Raw genomic sequence first — 15,989 nt, forward strand, 5'->3', positions numbered from 1 at the left:
GGCGGGTGGTGTCGGTGGCCGGCGGGTCGGTTGGGGAAGGCTTGCCCGGGGACGGGGGGTCGTCCTGCGGGTTCGTTCCGTCGTGTGGTCCTGCGGGGACGGCCTGCTCGGATGCCTCGGGTTGCCGCTGCGGTGGTATGGCCCGGCCCCGGCGGCCGGTGGCGGACCGGGTGGCACGACCCCGCTCGGTCTCCGTCCGGCCGGATGCCGTGCCCGGTCCGTCCTCCACCCCGGTGTTCCGGCTCGGCCCGACCGACGTGTCCGGTGCCTTGTCCGGCGCGGTCGCCTGGTCGGCGAGGCCCGATGCCGACCGGCTCGACGCGGAGCCATCCGGCACGGACCGGCCCGACGCCGGGGTGTCTGACCCGCCCGAAGCCGATCCGCTCGCCGCCGACTTGTCCGACCGGCCCGCAGCCGAGGTGCCCGACCTCGAGGTGCCCGACGGCGACGTGCCTGACCGGGCCGCAGACGACGTGCCCGGCGGCGACTGCGGGTCCGCCTCGGTCGGGTCTGCGGGGGCCGGGTCGGCATCCCCGCTGATCTCGTCCGGCTCGCCGGTGCGCTGCCGTGGCAGTGTCACCCGCTCGGCGCTCCGGCGCTCGGCGCGCTGGGCCAGCGCGGCCATCACCACCGAGCCGCCGACGCCGGCGATCACCGCGTACGGGGCGATCAGGTGGGCCGACAACTGTTCCGCGGCGATCCCGGCGAGGCGCGGCACGGCCAGCAGGTACGCCAGCGCGACGAGCAGCGGTCCGGCCGCCCCGGAGGCCGCCACGCCGACCCGGATCTCCGGTGCGCGGGCGGCTCGGCGGGCCGCCACCAAGCCGATCACCAGGGCGGAGAGCACCGACAGCAGCGCACCGGGCCAGTAGAAGTAGTCGCGGATCCAGAACGCGCCACGGTCCGCGCTGATCTGCCAGATGCCGAGCTGGGCGGTGGTCAGGCCACGGCCGGCGACCACCCCGTCGACCACCGACACCACGGCGAGCAGCCAGAGCCAGCCGGTGGTGGCGATCAGGTTCGTGGCGGCGGCCCGGGTGTGCAGCGCCCAGACGGCGAGCAGCACGCCGAGCAGCAGCCCCGCACCCGCGTACGCGGCGGCGACGGCCTGCGGGGCGGAGACGTCGGGCACCCGGGCCGCCCGCGCCGGAACCGCCACCAGCAGAACGGTGACGATCGCGCCGACACCCGCGGCGAGCGCCAGGCCGAGCCGGGGCAGCGTGCCCCGCGGCTCGTCGTCGCTGCCGCGTAGGCGCTGGGCGCAGACCGCACCGACGATGACCGATGTCGCCGCGATCCAGGTCGCCCAAGCGAGGCTCGCCACCCAGGCCGCCTCGGCCCGTACCGCGCCGGCCGGCGCCCAGTTGATGATGCCCAGCCCGTACCCGAAACCGAGCTGCGCGGCGCCTGCGCCGGCGGCGACGCCGAGCGCGGCGGCTGTCGATCCTCCCCAGCCCCGTCTGACCATGCCGGGGAGCGTAACGTCCCGAGGTCGGCGCGGCGAGTCGTGACGACGGGCCGTGACCGTTCCGCAGCAACGGATACGGTCGTCGATGATCGGGGCGGGGAGCATGACGGACGAGCGGGAACCGGTAGGCGACGGCAGTGGACCGAGGCGGGGCAGGATGCTCCTCGGCGGTGGCGTGGCCGTGATCCTGCTGGCGGTGATCGGCGCCAGCGTCGGGTGGATCCTTGCCGGCGAGCCGGAGCGCCCGGCCGAACGCGGCGACACCGCACCGGTCGGTGCCGCGTCCACATCGGCCTCCGCGACCACAGCGCCGCCGACCACCACCACCGCCCGGCCGTCCGGTACGCGCAGCAGCGCCCCGGCCGGGCTCACGGTGCCCGAGGTGGTGGGCGTCGACTTCGAGCAGGCCCGCCGGGATCTGCGCGAGCGCCGGCTCGGCTGGCGACTGGTGTTCGGTACGGGCACCGGACGCACCGTGGAGCGCACCTCACCGGCTCCCGGCACCCCGGTGAAGCGCGGCACCACTGTCACCGTGTGGGTCGCCGGGCCCGCGCCGACCGTGACAGTGCCCGACGTGGGCACGCTGTCCTGCTCCGACGCGGCCGACGATCTGGTGGAGGCGGGGCTCTATCCCCGGTACGCCACCGGACGCCAGGGTCCGGTCACGGCGCAGCAGCCGGTGGCCGGCGGCACCGCCCGGTGGAACGACCAGGTGACGCTCACCTGCGGCGACAAGGCGTCCACGCCGCCGACTGTCTCCCCGTCGCCGACTCCCTGACGGACGCGGCGCGCTGATCCCAGCCGGTGTCGCCGGGGACCGCTACGGTGGACGATCGAGGGCCGTGCGCCCCGTCCCGGTGGGGAAAGGACGTGCCATGAGCGACGACCGTCAGGAACCACCCGCCGGTGACGCGGACGCGACCCGGGCGCTGCCCCCGGATCCGGACGCCGACGCCACCCGTGCCATGCCGCGCGACACGGCCGGGGAAGACGCGGAGGCGACCCGTGCGATGCCGCGGAACGCGGCCGGGGAGGACGTGGAGGCGACCCGCGCCATACCACGGGACGCGGGCGACGCCACCCGCCCGTTGCCCGGCGGACCGGCAGGACAGGGCGGCTCACGCCGTCCGCTCGACGCGACCGCCCCGCAGGAGCCGGTGGGCGCCTGGTCTGGTCGGGCCGGTGTGCCGCCACCACGGCCGGCGGGCTATCCCGAGCCCGGCGGCGAGTGGTACGGCGACGAGCAGGCCGGGCGCCGCTGGTGGATGCCGATCCTGCTCGGCATCCTGGCGCTGCTCCTGCTCGGGTTGATCGGGGCGGGGGTGTGGCTGGCGCTGCGGGCCGCCGACCGGGGCTCCGATCCGGGTCCGCCGGTGCCGAGCATCTCGGCACAGACGAGCGCCGCCCCGACGACCGCCGCGCCGACCAGCGCCGCGCCGAGTAGTTCACCGCCGAGTACGCCGCCGGCCACGACCGCACCGGTCGAGGTGCCGATGCCGCCGCTGGTGGGGCTGCCGGAGGCGGCCGCCCGGGCGGCGCTCGACCGGCTGGACCTGGACTACCGGGTGCAGCGGCGGGCGTCGGACCGCCCGGCCGGCACGGTGATCTCCACCGATCCCGAGGCCGGTTACCCGGTGGGCGAGGACGACCGGGTCACCATCGTGGTGGCCGTGCCCGCGCCGCCGACGAACGGCCCGAGCACCCCCGGATCGGCCCCGGCGACGACCACCACACCCTGACGCTCCCACCACGCACCGACTCACCACTGGCGTCTGCGGGTGCCGACCAGGCCCAGCCCGGCCAGCGAGATGGCGAGCCCGAGCAGCCCGGAGTAGAACAGTGACCGGCTGAGGTCGTCGTTCGTGTCGGTCGGCCGTTCGGCGAGCGCGCCCTCGCCGCCCCCGGCACCTGCAGCCCGGCCGTCCTCGTCCTCCGGCGGATCGGCGCCGGCCCAGCCGTCCTCGTCGTCCGACTCGTCGGAGTCGGCGGCATCGGAGTCGGCCGTGTCGGACCCGGCCGTGTCGGATCCCGTCCGGCCTTCCTCGCCGGCCACGGTGATCTCCGGGGCCGGCACGGGCTCGGCGAGCTGCTGGGTGGCGGAGAAGGCGGGATGACGTACCGCGAGCGCAAGCGCGGTCGCGGTGACGAGGAAGAGGAAGAGCCCGAGGGCATAGCCGATACGGGACCGGTGGTGCCGCCGCGCGGCGGGCAAGTTGACCATGACCATCCCAGGTTCAGGGGTCCATGGCGCGCGGGGTGGAACGTGCCGGGGTGGGCGTACCGATTCTATGGCGACGGCACGCCCTCCCGACCGGAAATCGTGAGGTCAGCCGACCCGGACCGGGGTCCGGACCACCGGGCGGCGGGGCGTCCGCACGGTGTGCTGACGCGGAGCCGGCGCGGCCTGGAGCTGTCGCAACCCCTCCTGGAGTACGAAGATCGACCTCCGGTTGACCGCGTCCCCCGCCGCGTTCAACTCGTAGCCGTCGAGCCAGAGCCAACCGTCGTAGGTCGGCCAGTCGAGCACCCGGATCACCCGGAACATGATCGGTCGGAGGAACTGGACACTCGCCGCGCGAGTCACGTGCAGTACGTCACCGGAGCGGGGAAGCACATGGGCTCCTGGGAAGGTCGGCCGGTGGGACCGGCGAGGCTGAACGGGGGTCGGTGCGGTCCGATGACGGGGGGTCTGCCTCGTGGACCGGCGGTCGGTGGGTCGGTGCTGGTCGGGCCGTACCCACGGTGGCGGACCGCCACCCGACCATCACCCGGCTGCTCCCGGTTACCGCTCCCGCCGCCGCAGCCAAGCCGGCGTGCAGCGACGGGGTCTTCATTCCGGAGCAGGTCGCACGGCGCGGGACGGCTCCCCTCCGGCCGTCCCACGGAGCGTGGTGTCACCACTCCCGGAGATCAAGCGAAGACGGTGAGTAACCCGTGCCATACGGACAGACTGCATCAGGGACGTGCGACATGCAAGTTGCACGTCGAGTTTTGCTGATAGGTGAGTCGGACACGCAAACGCCGAAACTTGAAGCGTCAGGTATCGGAGCGGCACACTGGACGCCGGTTTCGCCCGTCGCGGCCGGTCGACGACCGGCACCACCCCTGCCGCGAACGAACACCCGCCGCCCGCCGGTCGCGCCAGCGGTGGGAGCCGAACCGGGGCGCGACCGACCGGAGGTAGCCGGGTGACTGTGAAGCGTGGTCCCGCAAGCCGATGGACGGCACCGTGAGCGAACGGCGCAGCCCCACCATCCGGCGACGCCGGCTGGGGGCGGAACTCCGCCGGCAGCGGGAGGCGGCGGGCATCACCATCGAAGTCGTCGCCGAGCAGCTGGAGTGCTCGGCGTCCAAGATCTCCCGGATCGAGACCGGCCACACCACGGCGACCCCGCGCGACGTACGCGACATGCTCCGTATCTACGGGGTGGTCGGCGCGGAGAGCGACGAGCTGGTGCAGATCGCCCGGGAGGCCCGGCAGAAGGGCTGGTGGCATCCGTACAGCACGGTGCTCGTCGGCGCGTACGTCGGCCTGGAGGCGGCGGCCAGCTCCATCCGCGCGTACGAGCAGCAGGTGGTGCCGGGTCTGCTGGAGACCGAGGAGTACGCCGGTGCGATGATCCGGGCGGCCCGGCCGGACTTCACCGACGAACAGGTCGACACTCGGGTGCGTGTCCGTCTGGGCCGTCAGTCGTTGTTGACGCAGGACGATCCGGTCGATCTGTGGGTGGTGCTCGATGAGGCGGTGCTGAGCCGGCCGGTTGGCGGCGACGTGGTGATGCGTGGCCAGCTCAAGCGGTTGGTGGAGGTGGCCGAACTGCCGAACGTGACAGTGCAGGTCCTGCCCTTCGAGGTGGGAGCGCACGCCGGCATGGACGGGACCTTCACGATTCTCAGCTTCCCGGAGCCGAGTGATCCCGATGTCGTGTACGCGGAGAACGCCACGGGTGGGCTCTTCCTGGAGAAGAGTGACGAACTGCAGAAGTACAGCTTCATCTTCGATCACATTCGAGCAGCGGCCATGCGCCCGGAGGAGTCCATCGCACATATCGCGAAACTGGCAGAGGAGCCACTGTGGAAATGGCGACCAAGGAGTTCCCCGTGGACCTGACGCAGGCGACGTGGTTCAAGAGCTCGAAGAGCGGGCCGAACTGCGACAACTGCGTCGAGGTCGCGTACGTGACCGGGGCGGTCGGAGTGCGGGACTCGAAGGACAAGACCGGCCCGGCTCTGGTCTTCGCTCCGGGCGACTGGCACGCCTTCGTCGCCCGCGCCCGGAACGGCGTGTTCGGCCGGAGCTGACCGGCACCGAGATGTGGTCCCGCCCGGCAGCGCCGCCGGGCGGGACCATTCGCGTCCGCGTGCCCGCGCGGCGCCGGGCACCCGTCGCCAGTTCCGATCCGCCTCGTTGAACCGCACGGATCGGCAACCGAACAAGGCAGGCGAGACGGATGACGACGATCGGTTCAGAGAACCTCACCAGCGGCCCGGGCAAGCCCGAGCGGTTCGGTGGCAAGTACCGGGGTGCCCGCCGGGACACCGTCCTCACCGAGGTGGTCTCCGGTGACGGCGAGGACACCCGCGAGGGTGGCGTCCCCGAGCAGGCCGCGGCGCCGCTGTCGCTGCCGTCGCTGGACCCCAACCCGCTGACCGAGCCGTCCTTCCCGCCGAGCGGCTGGCCGGTCGAGCAGCAGGAGTCCCTGGTGGACCATCCGCTGCTGCGTGGCCTGCTGATGGAGCTGCCCCCGAAGGGCAGCGTGCCTCCGCCCGGCTGGCTGGACCGCTGGTTCGAGGCGACCCGCGCGATCCTGGAGCTGCTATACGTGCAGGGCGCGAGCCGGTCGCGCTGACACCGCCTCGGCGGCCGGCATCGCCCGCTCGGCGAGCCGGTTGTGCCGCAGCGCGTGGCGTACTCCGATCGCGCACACGCCGAGCACCCCGACGGTGATCACCGGTCCGGCGACGCCCGGCGCGGCGAACAGGTCGACGCCGACCGCCGGCAGCACCGCCACCAGCACCGCGATCGCCGTCGCCTGGAGCGGCAGCGCGATCAGCGGGTGCGCCGCCGCCGCGCGCAGCCCGTGCGGGGCGGGCGTTCCCGGCGCCGCCGCGAACGCGCCCGCGCCGGACCGCAGCCGCCGGACCCGCCGTACCGTGCAGACCGCCACCGCGGCGGCCGGCACCGCCGCGACGCCGAGCGCGGCGGCGGCGCGGTCCACTGTGGTGTCGCCGGCGCTCTGCAGGCCCGCGGCGAGGACCGCCGCGGTGAGCGCGAGGCCGGTCAGGACCAGGGCGGACAACCATCCGGTACGCCGGCGCAGCGCCCGGGCGCGGTCGATCCCGGGCAGGGCCTCCGCGACCAGTCCGGCAGCGAGCCAGACGGCGGCGACGGGAAGCAGCAGGGCGAGACGGTCATCCATGCCCCCTAGCCTTGCCCGTTTCGGCGTCCGCCGAATCCGGGACGGCACCCCGGTTCGTCCCGTACCCCTGCCCGTAGGGGGTGGGGGTCAGACGTCGAACGTGGCGGGACGCCCGGTGGCCGGCGCGGGCGGCGTGGCCTTCCACAGGCCGGTCTTCTGGGCCGCGAGCCGGGCCAGGTAGGCCGGGTTGAGGATGACGTACCGGCGCCACAGGCGCTTGGGCTCCAGACCGAGCCGCCAGAACCACTCCAGTCCGGCGCGCTGCATCCACGGTGGCGGGTTGCGCAGCAGGCCGGCGTGGTAGTCGAAGGCCGCGCCGACAGCCATCAGCGGCATGTCCAGCAGCGGGCGCATGGCGTACGCGAAGACCTCCTGGCGCGGGCAGCCCAGCCCGACCAGGACGAGGCGGGCGCCGCTGGCCCGGATCCGGTCGGCGATCTCGGCGTCCTCGCCCGGCGCGACGGCACGGAACTTGGACGGCTCGACTCCGGCGATCTTCAGCGCGGGGAACTTGCGCTCCAGCGCCGGGACGAGCCGGGACAGCGTCTCCTCGGTGGAGCCGTAGAGGTAGACGGGCAGCCCTTCCTCGGCGAACCGGGCGAGTACCCGCAGGGTCAGCTCCGGCCCGTAGACACGGTCGGTGAGCCCGGCGCCGTGCAGCAGGTTGAGCGCCCAGCGCACCGGCTGCCCGTCCGGGGTGACCACGTCGAACGAGTTGAGCCGGGCGTTGTGCGCCGGGTCGAGCACGCCGGTCATCACGCCGTGCACGGCGAGCGCGGTGAGCGCCAGCGGGCGGCGCTCGTGCGCGGCCGCCACCACGGCCTCGGTGGCCCGGGTGTAGTCGGTGGCGTCGACCCCGACGCCGAGCACGTTGCGCTTGGTCCCGGTGGTCATGCCTTCGGCACCCACTTGTCGACGTTGGCCTCGTAGATCTCGCGCAGGATCATCGGCACGTCGTACGTGATCTTCCAGGAGGGGTAGTGCTCCTCGAACCGGGCCATGCTGCTGACGTACCACTGGTGGTCGCCGGTGCGGGCCTGCTCGACGTAGTTGATCCGGGCCTCACGGCCGGTGATCTCCTGGGCGATCCGGAACGCCTCGATGTGCGAGGTGTTCGAGTGCCGGCCGCCGCCGAGGTTGTAGACCTGGGCGGAGCGCGGCTCGCGGAAGAACGCCTCGAACGCGGTCAGCACGTCGTGCGAGTGGATCGCGTCCCGGACCATCTTCCCCTTGTAGCCGAAGAGGTTGTACGTCCGGCCCTCCATCACGCACCGCATCAGGTACGCCAGGAAGCCGTGCAGCTCGGCGGCGGAGTGCGCCGGGCCGGTGAGCGTGCCGCCCCGGAAGCAGGCGGTCCTCATGTCGAAGTAGCGGCCGTACTCCTGGACCATCACGTCGGAGGCGACCTTCGAGGCGCCGAAGATCGAGTGCAGCGACTCGTCGATCGACATGTCCTCGGTGATGCCGTCGTACCAGCGGTGGTCCTCGGGCAGCTCGTAGCGGGTCTCCAGCTCGATCAGCGGGAGCGAGTTCGGCCGGTCGCCGTACACCTTGTTGGTGGAACAGTGGATGAACGGCGCGTCGATCGCGTGCCGACGGGTGTTCTCCAGCACGTTGAGCGTGCCGCCGGCGTTCACGTCGAAGTCGGTGAACGGCTCCTTGGCGGCCCAGTCGTGGCTCGGCTGCGCGGCGCTGTGGATCACCACGGCGATGTCCTTGCCGTACCGCTTGAAGACCTGCTCCAGCCCGTCGCGGTCGCGGATGTCGACGGCGTGGTGGGTGTACGCGGAGCCGAGGTCGGCGGCGAGCCGGTCCAGGCTCCAGGCTGTGGAGCCGTCCTCGCCGAAGAAGTACCGCCGCATGTCGTTGTCGATGCCGACCACGTCGAGACCGAGTCCGGCGAAGTGCCGGGCCGCCTCGGAGCCGATCAGACCGCCGGAACCGGTCACCAACGCGACAGTCACACGCCACTCCTGGTCCGTGGGAGGCAGGGAAACCATCGGAGCATAGCGTGACGTCCGGAACGCCCCGATACGAAGCAAGGGCCCCGCGATGTGCGGAGCCCTTGTTCTGGTGGGGATGGGGGGAGTTGAACCCCCACGTCCTTTCGGACACACGGACCTGAACCGTGCGCGTCTGCCATTCCGCCACATCCCCGTGGCACGACCCGGAACACCATATCGCATCCCGCGCCCGCCATCTGCGGCGGGTGCCGGGACATATTACGCTGTCCACTGGCCACGCCACGAACGATCACCGCTCGTGGCGGGCGAAACTTTAGCACGTCCGCGGGCCTGGTCACGAACGGGCCGACGGCAGCCGGCCGAGCGGCGTGTGAGCTGCGGAGGCGGTGTCCGGATACCATCATTGCCTCGGGACCCGAGGAGGAGCCGGTGAGCGTGCTGCAACGCTTCGAGAAGCGTCTGGAAGGCCTGGTCGAGGGGGCCTTCGCCAAGGTCTTCAAAGGGGTGGTCCACCCCGTGGAGATCCTCAACGCCATGCAGCGGGAGGCCGAGGCGCACAAGGCGATCCTGGCCGGTGGGCGCACCCTTGTGCCCAACCGCTACGTGATCGATCTCTCGCCATACGACCACAGTCGGCTGGCGCCGTACGCTGCGGCGCTGGCCCAGGAGCTGGCCCAGTCGCAGGCCGAGTTCATCGGCGAGCAGGCGTGGACGGTCTACGGCGACGTGATCGTCGAGGTCGAACGCGGTGAGGGCCTGGACACCGGCATGTTCCGGGTCACCGCCGAGGTCTACACCGGTGGGGACGTCGCCCCGGTCTCCGCGCCCGGCGGCTACGACGCCGGCCCGGCGTACGACCAGGGTGGCGGCTACGGCCCTCCGCCCGGTCACGGTGGCGGCCGCAACGTCCGCCTGGTCTCCGGCGACGGCCGCACCTACCCGCTCCAGATGGGCTCGACGGTGATCGGCCGCGGCGACCAGGCCAACCTGCGCCTGCCCGACGTCGGCATCTCCCGGCGCCACGCCCGGCTGGACTTCGACGGCGGCCAGGTGGTGCTGACCGACCTGGGCTCCACCAACGGCACGATGGTCAACGGCCAGCGGGTCTCGGCGGTCGCCCTCAACCCCGGCGACATGATCCAGCTCGGCACCACGACGCTGACCTTCCGCGTGGACGGCTGACCCGCGTTGCCGGAACTCGTCATCACCGTCGCCCGGTTCGGGTTCCTGATCCTGCTGTGGATCTTCGTGTTCACGGTGGTCGGCGTGATCCGCCGGGACCTCTTCGCCGGCGCCCGGTCGGGCCGGCTCGTGGCCGCGCCGCGGGGGATCGGCGCGTCGACCGGGCAGCCGGGGAAGCCGGCGAAGGCCAAGCGCGGCCGGGCCGCCCACCAGCTCGTGGTCACCGCCGGTCAGCTCGCCGGTACCCGGATCACGCTCGGGGAGGCCCAGATCACCATCGGCCGCGCCGAGGACTCGACCCTGGTGATCACCGACGACTACGCCTCGGCGCGACACGCCCGGCTGTTGCCCCGCGACGGGCAGTGGTACGTCGAGGACCTCGGATCGACTAACGGCACCTATCTCGATCGCGCTAAGGTCACCGGACCAACCCCCGTCCCCCTCGGCGTGCCGATCCGGATCGGCCGCACTTCCCTCGAATTACGGCCATGACTCTGACCCTGCGCTACGCGGCCCACAGCGACCGCGGTCTGATCCGAGACGGCAATCAAGATTCCGTCTACGCCGGACCGCGGCTGCTCGCCGTGGCCGACGGCATGGGCGGCATGGCCGCCGGTGACGTCGCCAGCAACATCGTCATCGGTGCCATGGCGCCACTCGACGAGGACGTCCCCGGTGACGCCCTGGTCGACGCGCTCCGCTCCGCCGTGGGCACCGCCAACCAGCAGCTCCGCGACACCGTGGACGCCAACCCGCAGCTGGAGGGGATGGGCACGACGCTCACCGCGACCCTCTTCTCCGGCAGCAAGCTCGGCATGGTCCACATCGGTGACTCGCGGGCCTATCTCCTGCGCAACGGCGAGTTCGCGCAGATCACCAAGGACGACACATACGTCCAGATGCTCGTCGACGAGGGCCGGATCAGCGCGGAGGAGGCGAGCAGCCACCCCCAGCGCTCGCTGCTCACCCGGGCGCTCGACGGCCGCGACATCGACCCGGAGTACAGCGTCCGCCAGGTGCTGCCCGGTGACCGCTACCTGATCTGCTCCGACGGGCTCTCCGGCGTGGTCAGCGCGGAGACCATCGCGGACACCATGCGGGAGTACCCCGACCCGCAGCGGTGCGTGGAACGCCTGGTGCAGCTCGCGCTGCGCGGCGGCGGCCCGGACAACATCACCGTGATCATCGCCGACGCCACCGACCAGGACATCGTCGAGGCGTCCCCGATCGTCGGCGGCGCCGCCGCCCGCGACCGGGGCATGGCGACCTCCGCCGACGACTCCACCCCCGCGGCGCGCGCCTCGGCGCTGTCCGCCCCCCGGCCGCCCGCGCCCGAGGAACCGGTGGACAACCGCGACGACGAGCCCGAGCGGCGTCGCCGCCGGCCGCTGCGTACCGCCGCCATGGTGCTGGCGCTCGCGGTGATCGTCGGCGGTGGCGCGTTCGGCGGGTGGACGTACACCCAGCGGCAGTACTACGTCGGTGCCACCGACGACGGCCAGCTCGCGGTCTTCCGCGGGGTGCCCGGCCAGGTCGCCGGGCTGGACCTGTCGAACGTGCACGAGCGCAGTGATGCCCGGCTCGACGACCTCACCCTCGCCGCCCAGGAGCGGGTGAAGCAGGGCATCCAGGCCCGCAACGAGCCGGACGCGGAGCGCCGGCTCGCGGAGCTGACCAGCGAGGACCCGGCGAACCCGAACCTCAAGCCGCTCTGCCCGCCCGACCCGTCGCCCGGTGTGACCAGCCCGACCCCGGTGACGACGACGGGCGCGCTGAACCCGCAGGCCAGCGGCAGCCCCACACCGTCCGCGCCGCCCGCCGGCTCGCCGACCCCCGGCGCGCCGTCGCCGACGTCGACCATCACGCCCGACGCCGTACCCTCCGACACCGTTCCGCCGGCCGACCCGGCGGGTTGCCGGTCGCCGGAGTGAGTGCCGGCTCGATCCCGAGGACGTATCCGTGACCGCAGCCGCCGTACCGGCCGCCTCGCCCGCTTCGACGGGCGAGCAGTCCGGCGTACGCCTGGCCCGGTCCCGGCGTAACGCCGAGCTGTCCCTGCTCCTGCTCGCCATGGTGCTCGTGGCGGCGTACGCGGCGATGGTCGAGGCGAAGGCGCTGGACACGATCACGCCCGACTTCTGGATCCCGGCCGCCGCGCTGGGGCTGGTCTTCCTCGGCCTGCACCTGGTGATCCGCTGGCTGGCGCCGTACGCCGATCCGGCGCTGCTGCCCGCGGTGGCGCTGCTCAACGGCATCGGTGTCGGCTTCCTGCGGCGGTACGACCTGGCCAAGGCCACGCCCGCCGAGCGGGAGGACCTGGCCGTCTTCGCCGGTACGGGCGGCCGGCAGCTCGCCTGGACGCTGCTCGCGGTGATGCTGGCAGCCGGGCTGCTGGCGATCCTGCGTGACCACCGCTCGCTGTCCCGGTACGCGTACACGCTGGGCCTGGCCGGCATCGTGCTGGTGATGATCCCGGCGGTGCTGCCGAGCCGGTTCTCCGAGATCAACGGCGCCAAGCTGTGGATCAAGTTCGGCTCGTTCTTCTCCATCCAGCCGGGTGAGTTCGCCAAGCTGGCCCTGCTCACGTTCTTCGCCTACTACCTGGTGCGCAAGCGGGAGGTGCTCTCGCTCGCCAGCCGGCGGGTGCTCGGCATCGACTTCCCGCGCGGGCGTGACCTCGGCCCGGTCCTCGTGGTCTGGCTGATCAGCCTCCTGGTCCTGATCTTCGAGAAGGACCTGGGCACCTCGCTGCTCTACTTCGGCATGTTCGTGGTGACGCTCTACATCGCCACCGAGCGGGTGAGCTGGCTGCTCATCGGCCTGATCCTGTTCTTCGGCGGCGCCTACCTGGCGTACCTGCTGGGCAGCACCGTCGGCGGCCCGTTCGCGAACTTCTACGACCGGGCGCAGATCTGGCTGGACCCGTTCGCCGAGCCGTACGACAGGGGTTACCAGCTGGTGCAGGGCCTGCTCACGCTCGGCACCGGCGGCCTGTTCGGTGCCGGGCCGGGCGGCGGGCAGCCGGCGCTGCTGCCCGAGGTGCAGACCGACTTCATCTTCGCCGGCATCGGTGAGGAGATCGGCCTGTTCGGTCTCTCCGCGCTGCTGGTGATCTACCTGCTGATCGTGGAGCGGGGCCTGCGTGCCGCGCTGGCGGTACGGGACTCGTTCGGCAAGCTGCTCGCCGGTGGTCTGGCGTTCACGCTGGGCCTGCAGGTGTTCGTCATCGTCGGCGGCATCAGCAAGCTCATCCCGCTGACCGGTCAGACCACCCCGTTCCTGTCCGCCGGTGGCTCGTCGCTGATGGCGAACTGGCTGCTGATCGCCCTGCTGCTGCGGGTGTCCGACGGCGCCCGCCGCCCGGTGACCGGCGGCGGTGGCGGTGCCGCCCGGCCGGCCGGTGGTCCGCCCGAGCAGTTGCACGGCGCCCCGACGGAGGTGATCCGGCCGTGAACGCCCCCCTGCGCCGCGTCGGCGTTGTCGTGATCGTCCTGTTCGGGCTGCTGTTCGCGAACCTGAACTGGATCCAGGCCTACAAGGCCGACGAGTACCGCAACAGCGACTACAACGGCCGGGTCCAGGTCGCCGAGTACGACCGCAAGCGCGGCAACATCGAGGTCGGCGGCACCGCGTACGCGCTCAGCAAGGAGACCGGCGGTGAGCTGAAGTACCAGCGCACCTACCCGGGCGGCGAGATGTACGCGCACGTGCTCGGCTGGAAGCCGGTCAACGGCGGCGCGAGCGGCATCGAGCGGGTGGAGAACGACTTCCTGGCCGGCACCAGCGACGCGCTCATCGCCAGCCGGATCAAGGACATGTTCACCGGTGACGAGACCGGTGGCGGCAACGTGCTGCTGACGCTCTCCAAGCGGGCCCAGGAGACGGCGTACAAGCAGCTCAACGACAACCAGGTCGGCGCGACCAAGGGCGCGGCCATCGCGATCGACCCGCGTACCGGCGCGGTGCAGGCGCTCGTCTCCATGCCGAGCTTCGACCCGAACCCGCTGGCGAGTCACAACAGCACCGAGGCGGACCGGGCGTACAACACGCTGGAGAAGGACAAGGGCCGGCCGCTGGCGAACCGGGCGCTGTCCGAGACGCTGCCGCCGGGCTCCACCTTCAAGGTCATCATGGCGGCGGCGGCGCTGGAGAACGGCGTCGGGCAGCAGACCCGCATCCCGGCCGGTTCCAGCTACACCGCGCCCGGCGCCGGCCAGCCCATCCGCAACGCCGCGCCGTCGATCTGCCCCGAGTCGCAGGTGACGCTGCGGGAGGCGGTGACCGAGTCCTGCAACACCGGCTTCGCCCAGCTCGGCGTACGCCTCGGCTCGGACAAGGTCAAGGAGAAGGCGAAGCAGTTCGGCTTCGAGCAGGAGGACCTCAACGTCGGCCAGCTCGGCGAGGGCGGCCTGCCGGTGGCGGCCAGCCGCACCGGCGACATGCAGAACCCGGACGGCAGCACCGACCAGGCTGCGCTGGCGCAGTCGTCGATCGGCCAGAACAACGTGCGGATGACCCCGTTGCAGGGCGCGCTGATCGCCGCCGCCGTGGCCAACAAGGACGGCAAGCAGATGCGTCCGTACCTGGTCAAGCAGCTGCTCGGGCCGGACCGCACCACCGTCTACGACGCCGCCCAGCCGCGCGAGCTGCGGCGTCCGATCAGCGGCCAGGTCGCCGCCGACCTGCGCGACATGATGCAGAACGTGGTGAAGGAGGGCACCGGCCGCCGGGCTGCCATCGACGGCTTCGTGGTCGGCGGCAAGACCGGTACCGCCGAGTCCGGCCCGAACACCCCGGACCACGGCTGGTTCATCGGCTTCGCCCTGGACAAGGACGGCACGCCGCTCTCCGCGGTCTGCGTCGAGCTGGAGCAGGCGGGCAGCGGCGGCAGCGCCGAGGCGGCCCGCATCGCCGGCCGGATCATGGCGGCGGCCATCGCGGACTCCGGGAGGCGCTGACGTGCTCGGCCCGGGAGTGAAGCTCGGCAACCGCTACCGCCTCGACGAGCGGATCGCCAGCGGTGGCATGGGCGACGTGTGGCGCGGCACCGACCAGGTGCTGGGCCGTACCGTCGCGGTCAAGAGCCTGCTCCCGGCGCTGCTGGACGAACCCGGCTTCGCCGAGCGGTTCCGCGGCGAGGCCCGGACCATGGCCACCATCAACCACCCCGGCGTGGTCGACGTCTACGACTTCGGCAGCGACCAGCACATCGCGTTCCTGGTGATGGAGTACGTCGAGGGCGACGCGCTCTCCGCCACGCTCAGCCGCGTCGGCCGGCTGACCCCGGCCCGCACGATGGCGCTGCTGGCGCAGGCCGCCGACGCGTTGCACGCGGCGCACGAGAAGGGCATCGTGCACCGCGACGTGAAGCCCGGCAACCTGCTGGTCCGGCCGAACGGCACGCTCGTGCTCACCGACTTCGGCATCGCCCGGTCCGAACTGGTCGGCCAGCTCACCGCCGCCGGCTCGGTGCTCGGCACCGCCTCGTACATCTCGCCGGAGCAGGCCACCGGCGCGGTCGCCACTCCCGCCTCGGACGTCTACGCGCTGGGTGTGGTCGCGTACCAGTGCCTGGCCGGCCGCCGCCCGTTCGAGGGGGACAACCCCCTCGAAATCGCCATGAAGCACGTGCGGGAGGCGCCCCGGGCGCTTCCGCCCGACATCCCGCCCCAGGTCCGGGCGATCGTGGAGCGGGCCATGGCGAAGGACCCGGCCGCCCGCTGGCCGAGTGCCGCCGCGCTGGCGAGCATCGCCCGGCAGGCCAAGCTCGCGCTCTCCCAGGCGGCACGCGCCGGGCACCCGATCTCCGGCGTGCCCGCCTCGCCGGCCGCGCCCGTCGCGCGGGCGCAGGTGCCGACCGCGGTGCCGCGCCCGCAGCCGCCGGCCGCCGCGCCGCGTCCGCAGCCCGGACCGGGAGCGCCGGGGCGGCGCGGCGGCGGGCGGTCGCGCGTACCC

General features: G+C 72.7%; 17 protein-coding genes and 1 tRNA gene. 11 read left to right on the forward strand and 7 right to left on the reverse strand.

What is annotated here, in order from left to right; translation table 11 throughout:
- On the reverse strand, positions 1-1,468 hold a 1,468-nt coding region (locus F8279_RS25140; RefSeq protein ID WP_151501266.1), incomplete at its 3' end, for a hypothetical protein.
- Between the two features lie 157 nt (positions 1,469-1,625).
- On the opposite strand from F8279_RS25140, the gene F8279_RS25145 reads away from it, so the two are divergent.
- The gene (locus tag F8279_RS25145) at positions 1,626-2,246 is read left to right on the forward strand and encodes a PASTA domain-containing protein (protein WP_225853405.1); all 621 of its coding nucleotides are present in this window, start codon (positions 1,626-1,628) and stop codon (positions 2,244-2,246) included.
- Positions 2,247-2,343: 97 nt separating this feature from the next.
- Positions 2,344-3,207 (forward strand): PASTA domain-containing protein, encoded by an 864-nt coding sequence (locus F8279_RS25150; RefSeq protein WP_091413669.1) that lies wholly within the window; start codon positions 2,344-2,346, stop codon positions 3,205-3,207.
- 20 nt (positions 3,208-3,227) lie between these two features.
- On the opposite strand, the gene F8279_RS25155 is transcribed toward F8279_RS25150, so the two are convergent.
- Together F8279_RS25155 and F8279_RS25160 are read right to left on the reverse strand one after the other, a co-directional pair.
- Positions 3,228-3,695: a hypothetical protein gene (locus F8279_RS25155; RefSeq protein WP_175438583.1), complete on the reverse strand. Its 468-nt coding sequence runs from the start codon at positions 3,693-3,695 to the stop codon at positions 3,228-3,230.
- Positions 3,696-3,794: 99 nt separating this feature from the next.
- Positions 3,795-4,082 carry a hypothetical protein gene (locus F8279_RS25160; protein WP_091413671.1) on the reverse strand — a complete coding sequence of 96 codons (288 nt, stop codon included), beginning with the start codon at positions 4,080-4,082 and terminating at the stop codon, positions 3,795-3,797.
- Positions 4,083-4,697: 615 nt separating this feature from the next.
- Here F8279_RS25160 and F8279_RS25165 point away from each other — a divergent pair.
- The 3 genes from F8279_RS25165 (at position 4,698) to F8279_RS25175 (ending at position 6,318) form a co-directional block, all read left to right on the forward strand.
- Positions 4,698-5,579 (forward strand): helix-turn-helix transcriptional regulator, encoded by an 882-nt coding sequence (locus F8279_RS25165; RefSeq protein WP_091415989.1) that lies wholly within the window; start codon positions 4,698-4,700, stop codon positions 5,577-5,579.
- The gene (locus tag F8279_RS25170; RefSeq protein WP_013283299.1) at positions 5,549-5,770 is read left to right on the forward strand and encodes a DUF397 domain-containing protein; all 222 of its coding nucleotides are present in this window, start codon (positions 5,549-5,551) and stop codon (positions 5,768-5,770) included. Before F8279_RS25165 ends, F8279_RS25170 begins: the two co-directional genes overlap by 31 nt.
- A 149-nt stretch (positions 5,771-5,919) precedes the next feature.
- The gene (locus tag F8279_RS25175; protein ID WP_091413673.1) at positions 5,920-6,318 is read left to right on the forward strand and encodes a hypothetical protein; all 399 of its coding nucleotides are present in this window, start codon (positions 5,920-5,922) and stop codon (positions 6,316-6,318) included.
- Here the strand turns inward: F8279_RS25175 and F8279_RS25180 are convergent.
- From F8279_RS25180 to F8279_RS25195, 4 genes are all read right to left on the reverse strand, one after another.
- Positions 6,286-6,888 (reverse strand): hypothetical protein, encoded by a 603-nt coding sequence (locus F8279_RS25180; RefSeq protein ID WP_091413675.1) that lies wholly within the window; start codon positions 6,886-6,888, stop codon positions 6,286-6,288. The two genes, F8279_RS25175 and F8279_RS25180, sit on opposite strands and share 33 nt — an antisense overlap.
- Positions 6,889-6,975: 87 nt before the next feature.
- Positions 6,976-7,782: a WecB/TagA/CpsF family glycosyltransferase gene (locus tag F8279_RS25185; RefSeq protein WP_091413677.1), complete on the reverse strand. Its 807-nt coding sequence runs from the start codon at positions 7,780-7,782 to the stop codon at positions 6,976-6,978.
- Positions 7,779-8,888, reverse strand: a complete 1,110-nt coding sequence (locus F8279_RS25190; protein WP_175438584.1) for an NAD-dependent epimerase/dehydratase family protein — start codon at positions 8,886-8,888, stop codon at positions 7,779-7,781. The genes F8279_RS25185 and F8279_RS25190 overlap by 4 nt, the downstream gene beginning before the upstream one ends.
- Positions 8,889-8,959: 71 nt before the next feature.
- Positions 8,960-9,045 (reverse strand) — tRNA-Leu (locus F8279_RS25195).
- 209 nt (positions 9,046-9,254) lie between these two features.
- Between F8279_RS25195 and F8279_RS25200 the strand changes: the two genes are divergently transcribed.
- The 6 genes from F8279_RS25200 to F8279_RS25225 form a co-directional block, all read left to right on the forward strand.
- Positions 9,255-10,034 (forward strand): DUF3662 and FHA domain-containing protein, encoded by a 780-nt coding sequence (locus tag F8279_RS25200; protein ID WP_151501267.1) that lies wholly within the window; start codon positions 9,255-9,257, stop codon positions 10,032-10,034.
- Positions 10,035-10,040: 6 nt separating this feature from the next.
- On the forward strand, positions 10,041-10,526 hold the full coding sequence (locus tag F8279_RS25205) for an FHA domain-containing protein (protein ID WP_091413680.1): 486 nt from the start codon (positions 10,041-10,043) through the stop codon (positions 10,524-10,526).
- The gene (locus F8279_RS25210) at positions 10,523-11,965 is read left to right on the forward strand and encodes a PP2C family serine/threonine-protein phosphatase (RefSeq protein WP_151501268.1); all 1,443 of its coding nucleotides are present in this window, start codon (positions 10,523-10,525) and stop codon (positions 11,963-11,965) included. The genes F8279_RS25205 and F8279_RS25210 overlap by 4 nt, the downstream gene beginning before the upstream one ends.
- Positions 11,966-12,104: 139 nt before the next feature.
- Positions 12,105-13,487 carry an FtsW/RodA/SpoVE family cell cycle protein gene (locus F8279_RS25215; RefSeq protein ID WP_225853406.1) on the forward strand — a complete coding sequence of 461 codons (1,383 nt, stop codon included), beginning with the start codon at positions 12,105-12,107 and terminating at the stop codon, positions 13,485-13,487.
- Positions 13,484-14,992, forward strand: coding sequence for a penicillin-binding protein 2 (locus tag F8279_RS25220; protein WP_151501270.1), 1,509 nt, complete (start codon positions 13,484-13,486; stop codon positions 14,990-14,992). Before F8279_RS25215 ends, F8279_RS25220 begins: the two co-directional genes overlap by 4 nt.
- Position 14,993: 1 nt before the next feature.
- The coding region (locus F8279_RS25225; protein ID WP_151501271.1) for a serine/threonine-protein kinase at positions 14,994-15,989 on the forward strand (996 nt) is incomplete at its 3' end.

This window comes from Micromonospora sp. AMSO1212t (assembly GCF_008868145.1).
GTDB lineage: Bacteria > Actinomycetota > Actinomycetes > Mycobacteriales > Micromonosporaceae > Micromonospora > Micromonospora tulbaghiae.